The organism is Wolbachia endosymbiont (group A) of Sturmia bella, from assembly GCF_964030905.1.
In the GTDB taxonomy this organism is placed as follows: domain Bacteria; phylum Pseudomonadota; class Alphaproteobacteria; order Rickettsiales; family Anaplasmataceae; genus Wolbachia; species Wolbachia pipientis.
This window is the reverse complement of record NZ_OZ034988.1, coordinates 558916-578449: the sequence shown is the minus strand read 5'-3', so window position 1 is coordinate 578449 and position 19534 is coordinate 558916. Positions and strand designations below refer to the sequence as shown.

Sequence of the window (19534 nt, the reverse complement as noted above, 5' to 3'; positions counted from 1 at the left end):
TACTTCATCCATTTTAGTATTAAGACCATCAAACTTGATACTGGTTCCCTAATTATTTTGGCTACCCTCACTTTAAATTTTCCACTACTTGGCATATTATAGCTCCACCCCTTATATTATAACTTACCTATTGAGATTACCTCCAAGCTTAGTTACTCCCATCTCAGAAAGACAAGTTGATACTTTTGAATGGCTGTGAACTGAAGCATTACTTAAATAACTTTGAGGCTCTAAACTCACTTGCTTTGCATCATCAACTTCTAATGTACCATCTCTGTTGTGTAATATCTGCTCTATTGATTGATTTAGCAGACCCTTATTAAATTGAGCTATAAACTTGTCAAATTTCTTCGGACTTAATTTACCAGCTTCTTTACCAGGACATGCTTTCTCTACATACGATTTTAAAATCCCTGAAATTTCATTAAATTTACCACCCATGATTTTTCCAGTAATCTCTTTCTGCATTCCCATATAATCAATATTTAATCGATGCATTGATACACCACTTTTTAATCCAGCTTGCTCTACTACTTTCTCAAATCCCTCTGTAATACTGAGTGCATAGCCCTGTGCTTCTAGTAGGGATATAGACTGATCTACTGTAGAAATATACTTCTGACCTGTGACTTTTCTAACCAGCACATCAAGTAACATTATTGTACCATTTACATCCATTTTTGCATCAATTTGTGAAATTGGACTTGAGGTGCTTGATGTTTCCTTAGATAATGTAGGCTTAGAATTTAATAATCCACCTATAGAGCTTTTTACCCAAACAAACAAATCATTTATACGTGAAGATAGCCTCGTACTACTACTTACTGCTATATTACGTTGATTACTCAACTCTTCGACTGCATGTGATAAATTCTGCTCATTACGATGGTGACGACGATGACGAGTTTGCTTTCTGCTGTGTTCATGCCTGTGCTTATGAATCAACTTAGGTTGATCAGATAACATCACTTCCGGACTTCTTTTCTTATTGAAACCATCATTATAGACTTGATCGTTATATTCTTTTTTTACAACATTTATATTCCTTGCCGTATTTATTTGTTCCTGATGATCTTTTAGGTTTATTTCCTTATCAGCAAACTTGATAGATAGTGTTTCCATTTTAGATGTTTCATAAAATTTACTCAGTACTATTGTACATGGATCATTCTTATCAACATTAGCGTCAAAAGCATTAGTTATTACTAGGTCATTACCATTATTACTCAAAAACTTATAGTTTCCTGCTCTTTTAGGCGTTATTAGTACAGCGTTTACCTCTATATCTTGACTGGTTACAATAATAATTTCTTTATCTCTTTCAAACACTAAAGGTAATGGTTTTAAACTCCACTCATTGTTATCAAAGTTTATTCCCATTGGCACATTATTCAAAATTATGTGAGTCTTGTTATACAAATTCACCCCATCTTTTAGCCTCACAGTAAAACACTCGTGCTTTTTTATCCCACTTACGAACGAATCTTCTGTTTTCTTTAATTCAGTTATTTCTCCTTTTAATAGTAAATCATTTGCTAATTTTATAATTTTTAATTCAAAACTTTCTTTATTCGATAACTTACCTCTTGCTTTTTGTACTAAACTTCTCAAGTCAATTGTATCTACTGAACTTTCTACATCAAGATCGTAAATCACTACTTCGGGAACTTCAAGTTTCTTATCTGTAGAATCAATCACATATACATTTTCACCACCATTCCCAACTAGATGACTTTTATGTAGCGGATTGTTGTGTATTACCTCGTAATTACCACTTCCTATCACCACCGTTTCATTATTTGGTAGTGATTGTATAAGGAATAACATTTTGTTTAATCTATTTGCTACACTCAAGTAACTCTTTATAATTTCATCAACAGATTCATTAGTGTTTTGCAGCATATATAGGTTACCTTTATTTCCTACTTTTATTTCAGTATTGTTACCTAATCTATAAGAAGGATTTGATGCACCAGAAATTGTTATATTAGATTCTTTATTTGACATTGGTACAAAATTGAATGTAATTATATGAGAGGTCTTATTTAGTACATTGATATTTCTTACATCAATGTTCTCTATCTCAATTGGTTCATACTCAAATGTAAAAGTATTGTTTACATTCAGGTCTTGAGGTGAATAGATAAAATCAACTTTAGCACTACCAAGCCCATATGGTACAGTATAATGAAAACTTCCCTCGAGTGCACGATTGTGTATAACAGTATTGGGCCTTACCACTATCTGCATTTCATAGCCACAATTTTCATCGTATATTTCTATTTGATCTTTAAACCTTTCACTACCACCTCGTCCATCTATAAAATTAACACCACTAGTATCACTCTTGCATGTAACAAATACTTTATCTGCTTTATCTTTTCTACCTAAGAATCTATTTATTCCACTTACTCTAAAAGAGTTATCCTGATAATAATCTTCAACCTCACCTACATCTAATCTCACATTCATACTCTCTTCTTCTCGAGCAAATGATGCAAGATCCAAAGTATTAACTCCACCTTCTCCATATAAATATCCTTTTATAGCACTTCCCTGCAAAATGAATATATCATCCTTATTACCACCATAATACCTTTTGAATCCATCATTTACTACAAAAACATTAGAACTATCTATAAATCCTTTTGCATGATCATTACCTTTTCCTAAGTTAATTAGAGTATGATTTCCAGTTTTATTTCTACTTAGGTCAGTTATGCCAATTGTATTTTTACATAAGTAAGCTTCATTAACAGGTTCATAGTCTCCTTGTGATAGACAAAATACTTTTCCGCCATTTGGATTATCTGATCTTGCTCTGCTCCACTTTATGTCAGTTCTTTTTCTATCAAGTAGTACTTCATTATTCAAATCTACTTGAAACTTGGTTGTACATTTTTGATAATATTTTGTTACTGTTCTTCTCTCAAGGCAACGACCACCATCTAATCCAAGAATCCTAACACACTCAGTTGCATCATATGGTACTAGTGAACAAGAATCTGTAACTTGCTTTCCAGTTGGAAAAATATATCTTTTAATGTCACTATGTTGCTGTAAATACTCAAGTCCTTGATTGACTAATTGATTATTAAGCTGCTTTTCTTCCATTAAATCTTTTATATATTTCTCAGGTTCCATACCTATAAATGCATGCAATCCTTCAACAAACTTTTCACTCGCAGTTAAGTGAATAATTTCATCAATTTTATCAACTCTCTTTACTGCCATATAAATATCAGTGCCAACAAACACTACAGCTCCAATTGTTGTTCCAATAGGTCCAGCAGCAGACGAACCTCCTTCTAATAATTCAAAAGCCTCAGCAACCTCTATGCCAATCTCTGCAACATCAACTCCTAAATAAATACTATCTCCTACTATGCCAACCAGTGCTTCTTCAGTACCATTTTTATACTCTTTTATCTGATTTATTAAGTCATAGGCAACAAAAGCTGAAGTTCCACGAGCAAGAAAAGGTGATGCTGCTCTTAAAGATTCGCCAAGTAATACCTTTCCTTTTGAAGCTAATTTTAATCCTTTAATAGATGCAGCTTCAGCAACTTTAGCAAATCCTTGACCACCGGCAATAAATCCTATATTAACTGCTACCTCTTGATAATTACCGTTTAAAAAGTCAGCTAGAACATTTTTAGCCATCATTCCATGCATAGTCATACCAGAGATCCTTCCTGCTCTAGTTAGATGATTCATGACTTTCTGATTACTAATAAGCTTACTCACAAGACCTTGAGCATTACCTGTAACTTGAACTTCATTTGCTAGCTGAATTAACTGAGAACGTTTTTCTTCTGATAAATCTTTTATATAATTGATGAACTTTTGGCTATCTATATTAATCTTACTAAAATCTCTTTGCTCATCTTTTTCAACATTAAATTCATCTAAACCCTCCCAGGTGAATAAACATTTACTTGCAACTTCTCTTTTCTTCCTCCCCCCACCACTACTTGTACTCGGCAAGCATTCCTCAGCTGAAACTTCACCTCCTTGATGTATAGGATCAGTCTTTCGTTGTTGACCTATAGATTTAGACTCAAGAACATCTATAATTTTTTGATAAATTTGCGGATTTCGATTAAGTAGTTCTTTAGCTAGAGCTAAAGGAGTAAGTTTTCTAAAACTTTCAACATCAACTCTAGCACCTTTTTCTATCAGATATTTCACTATATCCAAGTGCCCTCCTTCAACAGCTAAGTGCAGAGAAGCAATTCCTTTATGGTCTTGAGCATCAACTCTAGCACCTTTTTCTATCAGATATTTCACTATATCCAAGTGCCCTCCTTCAACAGCTAAGTGCAGAGAAGCAATTCCTTTATGGTCTTGAGCATCAACTCTAGCACCTTTTTCTATCAGATATTTCACTATATCCAAGTGCCCTCTTTTAACAGCCAAGTGCAAGGGAAAAATATTGTAGTGAGAGCCGTAATTCGGAAAGGCTTCCTGATTAGCAGGATAATGTCTTTCTTCTATAAAATACCTTACTAATGCTAAGTGACCGCCCTCAGAAGCTAAGTGCAAAAGAGTAGATTTTTTAGGAATTCGAACACTAATTTTAGCACCTTTTTTTATCAGAAGCTTCACTACATCCAAGTGACCATTTCTAGTAGCAAGGAATATAGGAGTATAACCTTTTTTGTTTTTATCATTGACTCCAGCACCTGCTTCTATCAAACATTTCACTACTTCTAAGTGACCATTTTCAGCAGATAAATGCAGAGGAGTAAGACCATCCTCCGCATTACCTTGAAGATCACCACCTTTTTTTATCAGAAGTTTCACTACATCCAAACAACCATTCTCAGCAGCCTTATCTAAAGGAGTATGTAAATATTCATCAGTAACATTTACATTGATTCCTTTTTGTAAGAGATAATCTACCACCTTCAAATTATCTCCCATAGCAAACCAGTGCAGAAGAGTCATCCCATGTTCGAGCCTGATATTATAATTATCCCCCTTTTTTATAAAGTAAGACACTATCTCGCCATTAGTAGCTGCAGCGGCCAATTTCATGGGAGTATCACCATCTCTATTAACTATATTTAATTTAGCCCCTTTTTCTACCAGATATTTCGCTACATCTAAGTGACCATTTTCAGCAGCCAAGTGCAAAGGTGTCATATAGTCTTTTCTCTTAGTATTACAATCAACTTTTTTCTCATCCACAAGGTATTTGACTATATCCAAGTAACCATTCATAGCAGCCAAGTGTATAGGCTGTCCCCACCTCTCATGAAGGAATTCAAAATCTGCACCATTTTTTACAAGGGATTTTAGTATCTCAAGTTCACCAATTTCAGCAGCGAAAGTAATAGGAGTATTTCCATCTACACTCTTACTATCAACAGCTTTAGATAGCGAAGGTATATCCTTTATTGCTGTTAATAGTGCGTTAATTGCTTTTTTTTCACCATTTTGAACAAGCAAACCTAGGGGAGAATCTTGATGCTGGCCATAGGTAGAACACGAATAAAAATCATTGACTAACTCACGATATTTACTTACATATTTCCAAATAGATGTAGCTTGGTCTATATTCTCTTTTCCTATATTAAAACTATTTATTAAGTTTAAAGCCTCTTTCAGAACTTTTTGCTCTTTGCCTTGCTCTTGCAGTTTTAATCTTATCACTTCTTGAACTAGTCTATGAATATTCAATACGCTTTGCTTTTCTCCACCATTTACCATAGAATAATTTACAAGCAAACGGACAGCTGATTTTAATTGCTCTTTATTACCACCTGCTAGACTCAAAAATATCTCTCTTTCGATTTTCTCAGATACGAAGTAAGCTATATTATCAAGGATATTTAAAGCTAGTTGCCCACATTCTTTATCTTTTGCTATTTTATTAACCGTAATTTCCCAAGTTGTAAAAGTTGTCTTAATATAGTCATCATTAATCTCTTGAAGTACTTTATAGTTAAGCAAATTTTTTGTCTTTATCTCATATTCCTTTAAATAATCACTAACTCCAAACTCTTCTGTTACTTTTCTATCATTAATATATGCTATTGCTTGCCGTATAGCTAAAGGAAAATGCTGTAGTTTTTCTACTAAGTTTTTTATTTCTTGGTTTTGAAGCTCATCATTTATGAATAGCCCTTTTTTTACAAATTCTATCGATTGGTCCAATTTTAACTTATCTAGACCTATAACTTTTATCCCTGCTCTCAAATTTCGATTACGAGAGGTAATCAAAACATAAGGCTTGTCAGCTTGAGGTGTGAAAAAATTTAGCGGTAAGAATTTACTGAGATTCTCAAATTCCTCAACGTTATCAAAAATGAAAAGACTTCTTTTATTAGAAAAAAATTTGTATACATCTTCAACTATAGAAATTATCTGTTTGTCTATACCACCTGCACCTTTTATACTAATGTTCAATTTATCAGAAGCTAGTCTACGAAAAGATTCTGTAAGAGTTTGATAACTTTCAGCATCTATCCATATGACATTATTGCTGTACTCCTCAGCATATCTACGAACATACTCTCTGGCTAACTCAGTCTTACCAATTCCCCCTAACCCGCTAATTGAGGACATCTGTGGTACTACTCCTATTCTTTCCTCAGTGTGCTGCAATGCCAAATGCACCTTATTTAGTTCTTCCTCTCTTCCAGTAAATAATTGTGACGGACTTTTTATATTAAAATAAACATATTCTTCTACTTGTTTGTTGTTTTGTTCCGCTACAATATACGAATGCACTTCACTCACCTTTTGCTCTATATTTCTGACCCCTTTTTCTATTATACTTAAAGTATTAACTTCTTGTTGCATTTCTTTAAAAAGGTCTCCTGCTTCTTTGTTATCAAAAAACCTTCCTTCCCTTTCCTTTAACCAACCTAGCATTCTTTTCTCAAATTTGTTATAAGCGTCTTTACTCAAATTACCGATATAATCAAATCTTTTACTAAATTCTATACTTATTTCATGTTCAAGTATTTCGGTAAGTTGTTCTTCATTTGGCTGACCAACTGCAAATACTAACTTTTCAAGAAACTCTTTTATTTCCTTACCTATAATATCTACTGACTGTCCACGCATTTCATTTTGCACTTCGCTACCTTGTGTTAAATGCAAGACTAAGTCATCATTACATTCTATTCTATATCTTGTACCAGTGGCTGTTTTAAAGAAGCTATCATTCTCACCAATTTCCTTAACAAAAACTTTTTTTCCTTTATTCTTTCCAAGACTAACTTCCTTAAGCTTCTTTATTTGACCTTGCACCGAATTATCCAGATCAAAACTAATATTAGTACAAATAATAAAATCTTTTAGGCTATAGTCTTTAAATTCTTTTTTCTTCTTAATTCTTAAATAATAAACAAAATACTTCTCTAAATTAAATTCACCATCCTTACTTTTTGTAAATAAGTCTCCTACTGTAATCTTGTTACTTTTCTCATCTAGTTTATGTTTAGCTTGCAAAAAACGACATTTTTTTTCTCTTGAATCACCATATATAAACACCAAATCATCAAATTTTTCAGCACTATCCCACTCTGTAGCCAAACGAAAAGAGTAGCCTTGATCTAATCCACGCTTTAAAAAAAGCATTGACAATTTTAGCTGATAAATAACTCCATGAAGAGTATTCTTTAGCCCAGAAGCAGGATATTTATTTTCTATATTCTCTTCTTTTATTTCTTTTTTTATTTCTTTAGGTCCTTGCATAGAGGAAATTCTTGGCTTTTTTGAAAGATCAACTTCTGGCTTATTTTCCCCAGTATTTCCCCTTTTTGGAACTGTGGCTTTCTTCAACTGTAGCACAATATCTTTCCTACCAAGACGTCTAGCAAGATCTAGTGGTGTTTTACTGTTATCATTCTTGATTTGAATTGCTCCTTCTGCTAAAAGCAGCTTAACCACTTCAGCCTCCTGTTTACGAACAGCTGCATGTAAAGGTGTATTATGCCCAAGGTTAGAATCTTGAAAGTTAACATATGCTCCTCTCTGGATAAGGTTTTTAATTTTTTCTAGTTTTTTTAATTCTAAGTCATTACTTCTAATGGCACTCATCAATTCCTGATTAAGCTCAACTTCACTAGTAATATCATCATAATCTCTCTCATCGTCACTATTAGAACGACGGTAGCGCTTTAAGTCACGTTCACTATCAGGCTGCCAATTTAAATCTTCCTCTTGATTAGATAGAGAAGATTGATTAATTTTCTCTACGTACTGCTTCTTTTTCAATATCTTAACCTTCTTTAAGATTTTTACTGAGCGTTGTATTTTGTGCATAAAAAGAACTTATATTAAACCCTACATTATAGGGAATCAAAATCAGCAGAACAATGACTTTATGATCCCAGAGTATATAGTTCGTCTAATAATAGTATAAACAAGCCACAACTACACTTTGAAGAAAATTTATTTTGCTTAAAAACTTATAAGTGCTACGTTTAGCATAAATCTTTCTCAATTATGGGGTTTTTATGTTTACCAATAGAATAGCTAATAAACGGAACCTGTTGCAAATTCTTGTAGAATTTCTAAACATGGATGATGAAGCTCAGAAACATCATAGTCTTACACCGCTACATTTAGCAGCAGGAAACGGTCAGTTGGATTTAGTCAACACCCTGTTAACAGAAGATTTAGATATTAACTCAGAAATTAAATATGATCGTTTTACACCACTGTACTTTGCAATTGCAAAAAATCGCTTAGAAGTGGTTGATTTTCTCATTGCACATGGGGCAGATATAAATCATAAGGCAATTCTAGGCTTTACACCTTTAAATTTTGCATCCCAGCAGGGCTATTTAGATATAGTTAAAACTTTAATTGAAAATGGGGCAGATCTTGATACCAAGACAGATAAACTTAATACACCCTTACATTTAGCAGCAGAAAATGGTCATCTGGATATAGTAAATGTTCTTGTTGAAAAAGGATTAAATGTTAATGCTGTCAATAATGATCGAGCAAGCCCCTTACATTCTGCAGTACAAAATGGTAATCTCGAGATAGTAAAAGCTCTCATTGCACATGGGTCTAATATTAATGCTGGATGTTCAGGTATTGGTAATCATGATTAAGAGAGTTGATACAAACATTACACCCTTACATTTAGGAGCACAATTTGGTAATTTAGATATAGTTAAGATTCTGCTTGAAGCGGGAGTAAAAGTCAATGCAAAAACAAGCGATAGAATTACACCTCTGCACTTAGCATCTCAAAATGGCTTTTTAGAGTTAGTGGATATTTTACTGGAAGCGAAATCTGACGTCAATGCTAAGGATTATGAAAATCTTACACCTTTACACTTAGCAGCAGAGCGTAATCACTTTGGAGTAGTTAATTCTCTTCTTCTTGTAAGGGGAATTGAAGTTAATGCTAAAGGCTATGATAATTCTACGGCTTTACACATAGGGTCTCAGAACGGTCACTTGGAAGTAGTCAAGCTACTACTAGAAAAAAAAGCCAATGTTAATGTTAGAAAAAATGAAGGTTTCACACCTCTACATCTAGCAATTCAGCAAGGCCATATAGAAGCAAGTGATTTTTTAATTAAAAATGGAGCAAACATTAATGCTACAGATGATCAAAATTGGACTCCTCTGCATAATGTAGCATATAATAGTTTTTCTTTGAAAATAGCGGAAAATTTAATTGCAAAAGGAGCAAACATAAACGCAAAGATAGATAATGGTAGGAGAGCTCTACATTTGGCAGCAGAGCATGATCATCTAGAGATAGTAAACTTTTTAATTGAAAATGGTGCAGATATTAATGCTATGGATAATAGAAACTGGACTCCTTTACATTGTGCGGCGTATGACGGTAACTTAAAAGTGGTTAAATCTTTGCTTGATGCAGGGGGAAAGATTGATACTAAAACAGTCAAAAATACTACTCCTCTACATTTCGCAGTAGACCATGGTCACTTCGAGGTGGTCAAATTTCTTTTAGAAAGAGGGGCAAACCTTAATGCTCTAGATCATACAAATTGGACCCCTCTGCATTTTGCAGCAGAAAGAGGTTATGATCAAATTTCCTCCGTTCTGTTGAGACATGGCGCTGATATAAGTGTGGAAGAAAGTAAGGACAGAGGGACAGCCTTACATCTTGCAGCTCAATATGGCCACTTTAAGGTAGTTAAAACCCTTATTACAAATGGAGCAGATGTTAATGCAAAAATGGATAAAAATGCTACACCTTTACATTTAGGAGCCCAACTTGGTAGTTTAGATATAGTTAAGTACTTGCTTATAAATGGAGCGTATTTTGATGCCAAGACTCAGGTAGATAAATATGCTTTACCATTACATTTTGCAGAGAGAAGTAGAAACTTAGAAGCTGTAAAATTACTAAAGATGATCGAAAAATTTTTTAAAGCTATAAAAAGTAATAATCTTAAAATAGTGGAGGATTTAGTAAAACAAGGTGTAATCATTAATGCCAAAGATACTGACGGATGGACACCATTGCATTATGCTGTGAACAATGGCAGCCTAGGTATCATAAATACTTTATTAATGAATGGCGCTGATGCAACTCAGGTTACCAATAAAGGCAATACATCTTTGCATCTTGCTGTTTTAAAGGAGTACAGAAAAATTGTTGAAGTTTTGTTACAACAAGTAAGTCATGATAAATTAAGTGACTTTATAAATGCTAGAACCGTTGCCAGTGGTGACACATCACTTCACGTTGCTGCTAAGAACGGCTCATTAGAGATTGTCAAATCTTTACTTAAACATGGTGCAAATTATCACATTGAAAATAAGGAAGGTAAAACACCACTTGATCTTTCTGAAGATAATAGTGTTGCTAAATTATTGAAGCTAGTTGAAGAACTCTTTGAAGGTATAAAAAATGGTAATGTTGAAATTATCAGTAAGTTGAAAACAATAAAACCTGATGAACGTGTAGCTGTAACAAATGCTCGTAATAATCAAGGGAATACATTGTTGCAAGTTGCTATAGTTAATAAACACAAGAATATTGCAAGTGAGCTGTTAGAGACGCTAAAACAACCAGATCAAGCTCTACAGGATGTCAAAATAGAAAGCCAAGTTAGAGATATAAAACTTTAACAAAGATTTTTTCAGTACACTCCTATTAACTTGGCAGTGCATTTTATTAAGAATGTGTAGCTTTTTTCACAATAATCCGGACATGTCATAATACGCTGCCGGCCTAATGACTTACAATATAGCTCTTTTCATAATAGTCCAAACGAGGTAAAATAAGTTTTTATAGCAGTGAAGGTAAGTATGCCAGCAGCATATAGTTATGATTTAAGAAAAAAAGCAATGGAAGTGCTAGAAGAAGGGGAAAGGAGAGAAACAGTGGCAGCAAGATTTAAAATTGGAAAAACTACATTATGGGAGTGGCATCAAAGAAAAAAAGAAATAGGAGATTTTCAGTCAAAAAAACTTGGAAATGTAGGTTATAATCACAAAATTACCGACAGGAATAAATTTACTGAATTTGCCAAAAAACATGGTGGAAAAACTCTATCGGAAATGGCTAAGCTTTGGAGCAATGTTAGTATCACAACGATCCATCGAGCTCTTAAAAAAATTGGACTCACACGCAAAAAAAGACATATGGATACAAAGAAAGGAACGAAGAAAAACGCGCTGAATTTTTGAAAATTCTAGCAACAAAAGAACCTCAAAACTTAGCATATATAGATGAGTCTGGCATTGATAACACTGAGGACTACCCTTATGGATATTGCCAGAAGGGACAGCGGTTTTATGCTCTAAAATCTGGTAAAAATTCAACGAATCAGTATGATTGCAGCCTTAAACGGCAGAAAAATAGCTGTTCCGTTACCATTTGAAGGCCACTGTAATATGGATATCTTTAATAAATGGTTTGAGCAGTTCCTGACACCGATTTTGGAACCTGGACAAACTGTTATCCTTGATAATGCTACTTTTCATAAGTCTAATAAGATTTGCTAAAGGAGTTGGCGCAGAAATTTTATATCTACCGCCTTATTCTCCCGATTTTAACAAAATTGAGCATCATTGGTTTGCTATAAAAAACAGAGCTAGGAAAAACATCCCTCTATTCACATCTTTTCGTCATGCTGTTGATTCTGCTTTTCTATAAGCTTTTCGGACTATTATGAAAAGAGCTATACCATCATAAACACTTATCTTGCCCCGTTCAGACTATTATAAGAAGGGCTATAAACGTAACGGCTATCTCCGGAAACTAAAACCAGCTAGCGTGGGAGGCATTTGTGTTTGGGGTTGGTTTTTTGATAAAAATCATATTACCAATCCCAGGAAAGCGGAGCATTTGGATCATCTGGAATTTCAAAAATAGGTTGAGATATTACTTCTCTAACAGCTCCTTGAAAAGTTGGATCAGAAGCATTAGCAGACGCTAGTCCTTTACTGCCTAAGAACTCCTTTGCTGTTCTTTTATTGTTATCATATGCTTGGTCATTAGCATCAAGAAATCCTGCTAATTTTTCCACAAGAATTGATTTTTTCTCATCTGTATCTTCTGTTACGGCAAGTATTTTTTTTGCTACTTCTTTATTATTTCCTATAGCATTAACTAATGTTTTATTCTCATCAGCAAGCAATTTAGTAACCACATTATCGACTGATAGACTTTCTTCTCCTCTACTAAGATCTCTTTTTACAATATTGGAAAAATTCTTATTATTACTCAAAATTGCCACCACTGCGGTGCTAAAATCTTGATTAATTGCCAAGGACTCTTGTAAACCTTTATTACGTGCAACTTCAGTGACTAATGCATCTTTATTTGTATCAATAAGTAACTTAGCAGCTACGTCATCAACTGATGGACTTTTTCCATCTTGACCAGGGTTCCCTTTTGGACCTATTGCCTTTCCAGGATTTTCTTTTAATTTTTTCGCTACGCCTTCCTGTAAAATAGAGCTGTTTACTAAGATTTCTCTATTTTCATCATCCTTTGCCCCTAGAACCGCTCTTCCTAGTGCATCTGCTTGATTAGTAATCAATGCTTGAGCTACTAAATTAGGTGCTGTGATTGTTCCATCTTTACCTGCTAGACCATCTGCCTCTCTCGGTCCCTGCATGCCTTTCTTCCCTAGGAAATCTTTTGCTGTCTTACCGTCATATGCTTTATCATTATCATCAATTTGATCAAGAAATTTGCCCAATTTTTCTACTAAAACTGATTTCTTCTTGCCTTCTCCTATATCTTCTGTTGCATCTAGTATTTTTTCTGCAAAGTCCGGAATCATTATATTAGAGCCATTAATTTTAGCAAAATTACCTTTTTCAGCCAAGAAATCTTTTGCTGTTTGCTCGCTCTTATTACCATACCACAGTTCTTGCTCATCAAAAAACTTTCCTAACTCATCAACTAATACTGATTTTCCGTTTATGCGCTTGCCTAATATCTCCTTTGCTAACTTCTGATGTTCTGCAAGCGGGAAGAATATCTCATTTGCCTCTTGCTTAGTATATGTAAAGAAAGTATCAGCTTTGACTGCCAGTTTCTCATCTATTTCTTCCTTGGTATATACCCTATCAGCGTTAACTCGAGTTGCTAATTCACTATCTATAACTTGTTTAGTATATATATCATCAATATCGACTTTAGTTTTCAATTTGTCATCTATATTTTGCTTGGTATATACCCTATCAGCATTAGCTTTCTTATCTAATTCAACTTTGTCAGCTTTTGTGCTTAATTTGCTATTTATATAGTCAGAAACATCATTTCTCCTAGCAAAAGTATGCTCTAGTGCATTATCAGAAATTCTGTTACCCTTGTCGTCTTTTGCATACATTATTGCTTCTACTATAGGTTGTTCTGATACTTTTTCTTCAAGCACTGTTTTACCACTACTATTTTTTACATTCAGCAAACTTCCGAGAGCCTCTGCTAAACTTTTTATTGTATACTCCTCTTCTTTATCCTTATTAGTCGGTATATATTTTAATTTAAGATGACCATCACGTGCATCTAAAGTATATTCATTACCTACACCGTCACTTAAGGTTATAACTTTAATATCTTTTAAATCTGATATCTGATTGCCTTGATTATTTTTAAATTCTATACTAGCTGTCATGCCATTTGCCTAATTGGAAAAACCATAAAGTACATCAAAAATATTTGATTTCTATTAAGAGGTTGTCCGGAAACTAGTAAATTCAAGCATATTCCCTCTTTAACATAACCCTACTCATAGCTAGGTATATGAAATTCTCAGTGGATGTTGTGAGTAAATCATACTCCTTCGATAGCCTTCTATTCCTATTAACCCAAGCAAAAGTCCTTTCTACAACCCATCTTCTTGGCTGTACTTTAAACCCTTGTTCTCTTGTTGGTAGTAGCTCAGGTGGCGTATCTTTGTGCACCCAAAATCTACATGGAGGCCTTTTAACAATTTCAATATCTATGTCATATTCTTCCTTTGTGTGATTCTTTAAATTTCTTCCTTGGTATCCCATGTCAGCCCACATTTTTTTAACTTTAGTATATTTTGTTCTCATATTGTTTAATGCTATTTTAATACCATCTCTATCATTTTCGTTAGCAGCGCCTACGTAACAACCTAGTATAAAACCCTGAGTGTCTGTAATTATATGCCTTTTTCTACCCTTTACTTTTTTACTTCCATCATAGCCTTTGATCCCCCCTTTTCTGTAGTCTTTACAGATTGACTATCTACTATACAGGCACTCGGCTGCTCATTCCTTCCTATTTTTCTTCTACTATATTTTGTAATTTCATAATTCATTTTCTCAAAAATTCCCTGCTTCTTCCATTGCCTGAACTGCTCATACACAGTCTTCCATAGCGGAAAATCATTTGGTAAATACCGCCATTGACACCCTGTACGCAATACATAGAAAATTGCTTCTAATATTTCTTTTTTGCTATACTTTGGCAGCCTTCCTCCTTTCTTGTATGATACTCTGAAGTGTTTTTCTATTCTTGCCCATTCCCTTTCGCTTAGATCTGTTGGATACTTTTTTCTCATCTTTACCCCGTACTAAAATTTCAGATATTATAGCCTTTTACTTGTTTCCGGACAACCTCTTAGACGATTTTCTAAAAGACTTGGTCTCTTTTCATAAAACTCTTTTTGATCTTTTTTCTCTTGACTATCAACCTGCTCTTGGCTTTTACTATCATTAAAAATTAGCTCCTCTTCAATACCTTGATCACCCGCTGCAAATCTCGTTGATAGTGTTTTTATTATCCCTCTTCTCACTATTTCATATATTAGCCTTTTATTCTGAAATCTTACTTCCGATTTATTTGGATGCACATTTACATCTACTTGGTCATATGGTACTTCTAAATGCAACACTGCAAAAGGATACCTATTGTTTGGAATAAAATCGTGATACGCATATCTAATTGCACCAACAAGTAGATTCTCTTTTATTGGCCTTCCATTAACAAACGTATAAATCTGAGTTGAGTTGCCACGATTGACATTAGGTTTACAGATGTGTCCCTTAAGTTTGATGCCTTCTTCTTCCTCTTTAACTTCCAGTGAATTGCTTTGAAATTCTTCTTCTATTTCACATAATCTGTTGAACAGCGAAGTTTGCTTAACATATTTTAAGAGCTTTTTATTACCAGAAGTGAGAGTAAACCCAATACTATAATTAATCATCGCTAAGTTATTCACAATATCAACAATACTTTGTGTTTCTGCCCTTTCGGTTTTTAGAAACTTTAGTCTATTTGGTGTAGCAAAAAATAAGTCACGAACTTCAATATATGTACCTTGCAACAAAGAACAAGGGGTAATCTCTCTTATTTTTTCTCCTCCCTCATACCTTATAGACCATGCTTCCTTTGCTCCACTTGCCTTAGACGATAATTTCATTCTGCTTACTGCTGCAATTGAAGGTAAAGCTTCTCCCCTAAACCCAAGGTGCTTGATTTCTATTAACTCACTATCGCTTAATTTTGAAGTGGCATGCCTCATAAATGCTAGTTCTAAGTCGTCCTTTTCTATTCCATTTCCATCATCTGTCACAGTTATAAGGTTACGTCCACCACTTTCTATTTTGATCTCTATCTCTGAACTTCCAGCATCTATTGCATTTTCTACTAATTCCTTTACTACACTCGCTGGCCTTTCTATTACCTCTCCCGCTGCTATACGATTTATAGTTTTTGTGTCTAAAAGAATTATTGCCATAACACTCCCTCCAATCTATGAAACTTAGAGCTCCCTCTATTTTTTTGTGATTTCTTGATCTCACAATCTCTATATTTTAGCTTTTTAGATTCCTTTCTAGCAAGTCTATCTGCCTCTTCATTATAGGTATTACCACTGTGAGCTCTAACCCACTTCCAATTAACATCATGCTGTAAAGCAACTTCATCTAGCTCCTGCCATAATTCCCTGTTCTTTACTGGCTTTTTATCAGCTGTCTTCCAACCATTTGTTTTCCACTTGTTGATCCATTCTGTTATACCTTGTTTAATATACTGACTATCAGTGTGTACAATAACTTTGCAGGAAATTTTTAACATCTTTAGTCCATTAATTACAGCCTTTAGCTCCATCTTGTTATTTGTTTTCACCTCCAGAGATACGTTTTTTGATAAAGACACTTTTATTTTCATACATTACCACGGCTGCCCATCCACCAGGCCCTGGATTTCCATCCATCTGTATATATTATAACCTTCTTTTTTTCGCCCATACTTACAGGATATAGATCCAACGTAAATTTGCTACCAAAATATGTTGATATTATTTTTTGAATATTTTAAAATATAAGGTGTGAGAGATTGACAAACCTGTCCTCACGATGTTAGGTAAATCTTAATTGAGCTTTTAGGCTCGTATTTTTATTAGGAGGTTAGTCTCTCACACTGAAAATAAATATTTTTAAGCTCCTAATAGCTCATCAATTCATTTGCTGTGGTTTTAAGGCCTTTTATAAGGCAACTATAAAAAGATGATATCCCCTCTCTTCATCTAAAGCCTTAAATGCAATTCTCAGATGATCTCTGACAGACGTTTTTTCATCAACACATTTAAAACAATAAAAAGATTGAACATTTCCTCACAATTGTGTATAATAATTAATGCTTTTTATCTTACTTTCTCATGGCTCTTTCCAAGTTTCTTGACGCACGCAACGATTATGCCTTCAAAAGAATATTTGGCACCGAGAAGAATAAAGATATCCTCATTCATTTCTTGAACGATATTTTAGGCTTTACTGGCTTGGCTGCTATTCACGATGTTGAATTCTTAGCTACCATTTTGGATCCTGAGATTGCCGCTAAAAAGCAAAGTATTGTCGATGTTCTTTGTAAAGACTCTCAAGGTTCAAGATATATTATAGAAATGCAGTTCACTAAGACCAAGGGCTTCGAAAAGCGTGCTCAATATTATGCTGCCAAAGCCTACTCAAGTCAAGCTGATCAAGGTGATGATTATCATAACCTCAAAGAAATTATCTTTATTGCTGTTGCTGATTGTATTATTTTTCCAGATAAGTCTGAGTATAAATCTAATCATGTCATTTTAGATCAAAATAGCTTTGAACATGACTTAAAGGATTTTTACTTCGTATTCATAGAATTACCAAAATTTACAAAGACAAAAGAAGACCAACTAGAAAATATAGTAGAAAAATGGTGTTATTTTTTCCGATATGCAGCAGAAACAAACGAAGAAGACCTAGATAAAATAGTTGGTAGTGACGTAATAATAAAACGAGCTTATGAAGAGATGAATAAGTTTAATTGGTCAGAAGAAGAGTTACTAGCATATGAGCAAATGAAAAAACGCATAATGGATGAGATTGCTGCTTTCGCTCAAAAATTTGATGAGGGTCTTAAAGTTGGTCACGAAAAAGGTAGACAAGAAGGCATCCAAATCGGCCATGAAAAAGGTAAAATTGAAGGTAAAATTGAAGGTAAAATTGAAGTTGCAAAAAACTCACTCAAGGCCGGTGTCTCTATAGATGTTATCGCTCAAATTACCGGTCTCTCTCATTCTGAAATTTCACAACTCAAAGAAAAAACATAATACTCCTACTTATTCACTTTAACATTTATGAAAACCTTTTCTAAGTTAGACATATCCCCTAATTAAGAATCTAGTGAACTGTCTAAAACAGCTATAAAGATTACACATAGAATTATATAAATTACTATCATAACGTTATCCAAATTTCTGTATCAAAGCTACGTGCTGTAAGTTCAATATGGAAAACACATTAACCTCTTAGCATTTAATGTCTACTTCATCCATTTTAGTATTAAGACTATCAAACTTGCTACTGGTTTCCCTAATTATTTTGGCTACCCTCACTTTAAATTTTCCACTACTTGGCATATTATACCTTCCGTATTCTCATCTACTTACTCAAAGTATTTCCAAGCTTGGTTACTCCTACATCAGAAAGACAAGTTGATACTTTATCCTTTGGTAGGACATTTGTACAAAAGCACTTCTTGCACTTTTCTAAAACATTATTTAACCCAACATTACCACTAAATTCAACTCCTCTTTCAAGACTTGCTGTTATTTCTGGATATGCGTCTTTAATTTCAACACGTATTCTAGCTTGTTCTTTTGAGCCCAAATTTCTTATTTTACCTTCTACAAATGAATCAAATTTTCTAAGAGCGAACTCAACTGCAACTTCTCTACTTGGTATAACTTCTACTCCTTTGCTTATTAAGTTTTGATAGCGTCTACTTGGAGTATCATCTAATGCATTGGCAACACAACTTGCAAGAGCAACATTCTCGCTGTTTAGAAAATTATTCCAACCAACAGCTGATATACTTTGTGGTATGTTGTTATTATCACTTTTTACATTAATATCATCATTCTTATCTGCAATGTTGTATTGAGTAGGTAATCCAGGAATTATAGAGAAAGTGCTAACTGCTAATTTTTTTGCCCAGGAAATACAATTATTTATCCACAAATATGGTCTTGTGCCACCACTTGTTGCTATCTCATGTTGATTACTTGAATCTATAGCAAGAGTTTTACGTGATAAGTGATTGTGATGACGATTATAATCTCCATGGTGGTGACGGCGCCTGCGCTGTACATGATTTCCCCCTTCTTGATTAGATTTTCCTAAATGTTCTATAGTCTGATCACAGTCTTGACCAGAAGTAATATCTAATTGTTTTTGCCAAGAGGCAAGATCTAACGGAGTTTTACCATCCTTGTCTCTAGCATTAACATTAGCTCCCTTTTTTACAAAAGATTGTACTACACTTGAATGACATTTTCTAGCAGCAAGATGCAGAGCAGTACGGTTGATATTATTCTCAACATCAATTTTAGCATCTTTCTCTATAAGAGATTCTACTACATCTAAGCAACCTCTGAATGCAGCCCTGTGTAGAGGTATCCATTTACTATTATCCTGAGCATTAACGTCAGCACCTTGATTGACAAGATCTTCAACTTCATTAGGTTTACAGTCTTGTGCTACAGTTAATAATTTTTTATTTAAATCTGATAACTTAGAGGTTGTCCGGAAACAAGTAAAAGGCTATAATATCTGA

7 protein-coding genes and 4 pseudogenes are annotated in these 19534 nt (G+C 34.1%); 4 read left to right on the top strand and 7 right to left on the bottom strand.

Features of this window, described 5'->3' with window-relative positions; all coding sequences use genetic code 11:
- Window positions 1-123: 123 nt before the first annotated feature.
- The gene (locus ACQH3L_RS02770) at window positions 124-8280 is read right to left on the bottom strand and encodes an ankyrin repeat domain-containing protein (protein WP_425384962.1); all 8157 of its coding nucleotides are present in this window, start codon (window positions 8278-8280) and stop codon (window positions 124-126) included.
- 194 nt (window positions 8281-8474) lie between these two features.
- On the opposite strand from ACQH3L_RS02770, the gene ACQH3L_RS02765 reads away from it, so the two are divergent.
- The 3 genes and pseudogenes from ACQH3L_RS02765 (at window position 8475) to ACQH3L_RS02755 (ending at window position 12112) form a co-directional block, all read left to right on the top strand.
- Window positions 8475-9080: an ankyrin repeat domain-containing protein gene (locus ACQH3L_RS02765; protein WP_425384961.1), complete on the top strand. Its 606-nt coding sequence runs from the start codon at window positions 8475-8477 to the stop codon at window positions 9078-9080.
- Window positions 9073-11082, top strand: coding sequence for an ankyrin repeat domain-containing protein (locus ACQH3L_RS02760; protein WP_425384960.1), 2010 nt, complete (start codon window positions 9073-9075; stop codon window positions 11080-11082). The genes ACQH3L_RS02765 and ACQH3L_RS02760 overlap by 8 nt, the downstream gene beginning before the upstream one ends.
- A gap of 180 nt (window positions 11083-11262) precedes the next feature.
- A pseudogene (locus ACQH3L_RS02755) lies at window positions 11263-12112 on the top strand (IS630 family transposase).
- A 166-nt stretch (window positions 12113-12278) separates the two neighbouring features.
- Here the strand turns inward: ACQH3L_RS02755 and ACQH3L_RS02750 are convergent.
- The 4 genes and pseudogenes from ACQH3L_RS02750 to rnhA all read right to left on the bottom strand — a co-directional run.
- Entirely contained in the window at window positions 12279-14084 is a 1806-nt protein-coding gene (locus tag ACQH3L_RS02750) for a hypothetical protein (protein WP_425384959.1), read from the bottom strand.
- Between the two features lie 82 nt (window positions 14085-14166).
- Window positions 14167-14999 (bottom strand): IS5-like element ISWpi1 family transposase gene (locus ACQH3L_RS02745; protein WP_425384643.1). Its coding sequence is split into 2 segments (ribosomal slippage): window positions 14167-14630 and window positions 14630-14999, totalling 834 coding nucleotides; the frame shifts between segments, so codons are not numbered across the junction.
- A 60-nt stretch (window positions 15000-15059) separates the two neighbouring features.
- A pseudogene (gene mutL, locus ACQH3L_RS02740) lies at window positions 15060-16178 on the bottom strand (DNA mismatch repair endonuclease MutL); the annotation flags it as partial.
- Window positions 16179-16267: 89 nt separating this feature from the next.
- Window positions 16268-16689 (bottom strand): annotated as a pseudogene (gene rnhA, locus ACQH3L_RS02735) (ribonuclease HI); the annotation flags it as partial.
- Window positions 16690-17099: 410 nt separating this feature from the next.
- Here rnhA and ACQH3L_RS02730 point away from each other — a divergent pair.
- Window positions 17100-18029, top strand: a complete 930-nt coding sequence (locus tag ACQH3L_RS02730) for an Rpn family recombination-promoting nuclease/putative transposase (protein WP_425384958.1) — start codon at window positions 17100-17102, stop codon at window positions 18027-18029.
- A gap of 331 nt (window positions 18030-18360) precedes the next feature.
- On the opposite strand, the gene ACQH3L_RS02725 is transcribed toward ACQH3L_RS02730, so the two are convergent.
- Both ACQH3L_RS02725 and ACQH3L_RS02720 read right to left on the bottom strand, forming a co-directional pair.
- Window positions 18361-18939, bottom strand: a complete 579-nt coding sequence (locus tag ACQH3L_RS02725; protein WP_425384957.1) for a hypothetical protein — start codon at window positions 18937-18939, stop codon at window positions 18361-18363.
- Window positions 18940-19197: 258 nt separating this feature from the next.
- Window positions 19198-19398: pseudogene (locus tag ACQH3L_RS02720) on the bottom strand (ankyrin repeat domain-containing protein); the annotation flags it as partial.
- Between the last annotated feature and the right edge of the window lie 136 nt (window positions 19399-19534).

Bases quoted from the DNA above. Each gene is read 5' to 3' on its own strand.
- ACQH3L_RS02770 (WP_425384962.1), bottom strand. From the start codon at position 8,280: ATGCACAAAATACAACGCTCAGTAAAAATCTTAAAGAAGGTTAAGATA.
- ACQH3L_RS02765 (WP_425384961.1), top strand. From the start codon at position 8,475: ATGTTTACCAATAGAATAGCTAATAAACGGAACCTGTTGCAAATTCTT.
- ACQH3L_RS02760 (WP_425384960.1), top strand. From the start codon at position 9,073: ATGATTAAGAGAGTTGATACAAACATTACACCCTTACATTTAGGAGCA.
- ACQH3L_RS02750 (WP_425384959.1), bottom strand. From the start codon at position 14,084: ATGACAGCTAGTATAGAATTTAAAAATAATCAAGGCAATCAGATATCA.
- ACQH3L_RS02730 (WP_425384958.1), top strand. From the start codon at position 17,100: ATGGCTCTTTCCAAGTTTCTTGACGCACGCAACGATTATGCCTTCAAA.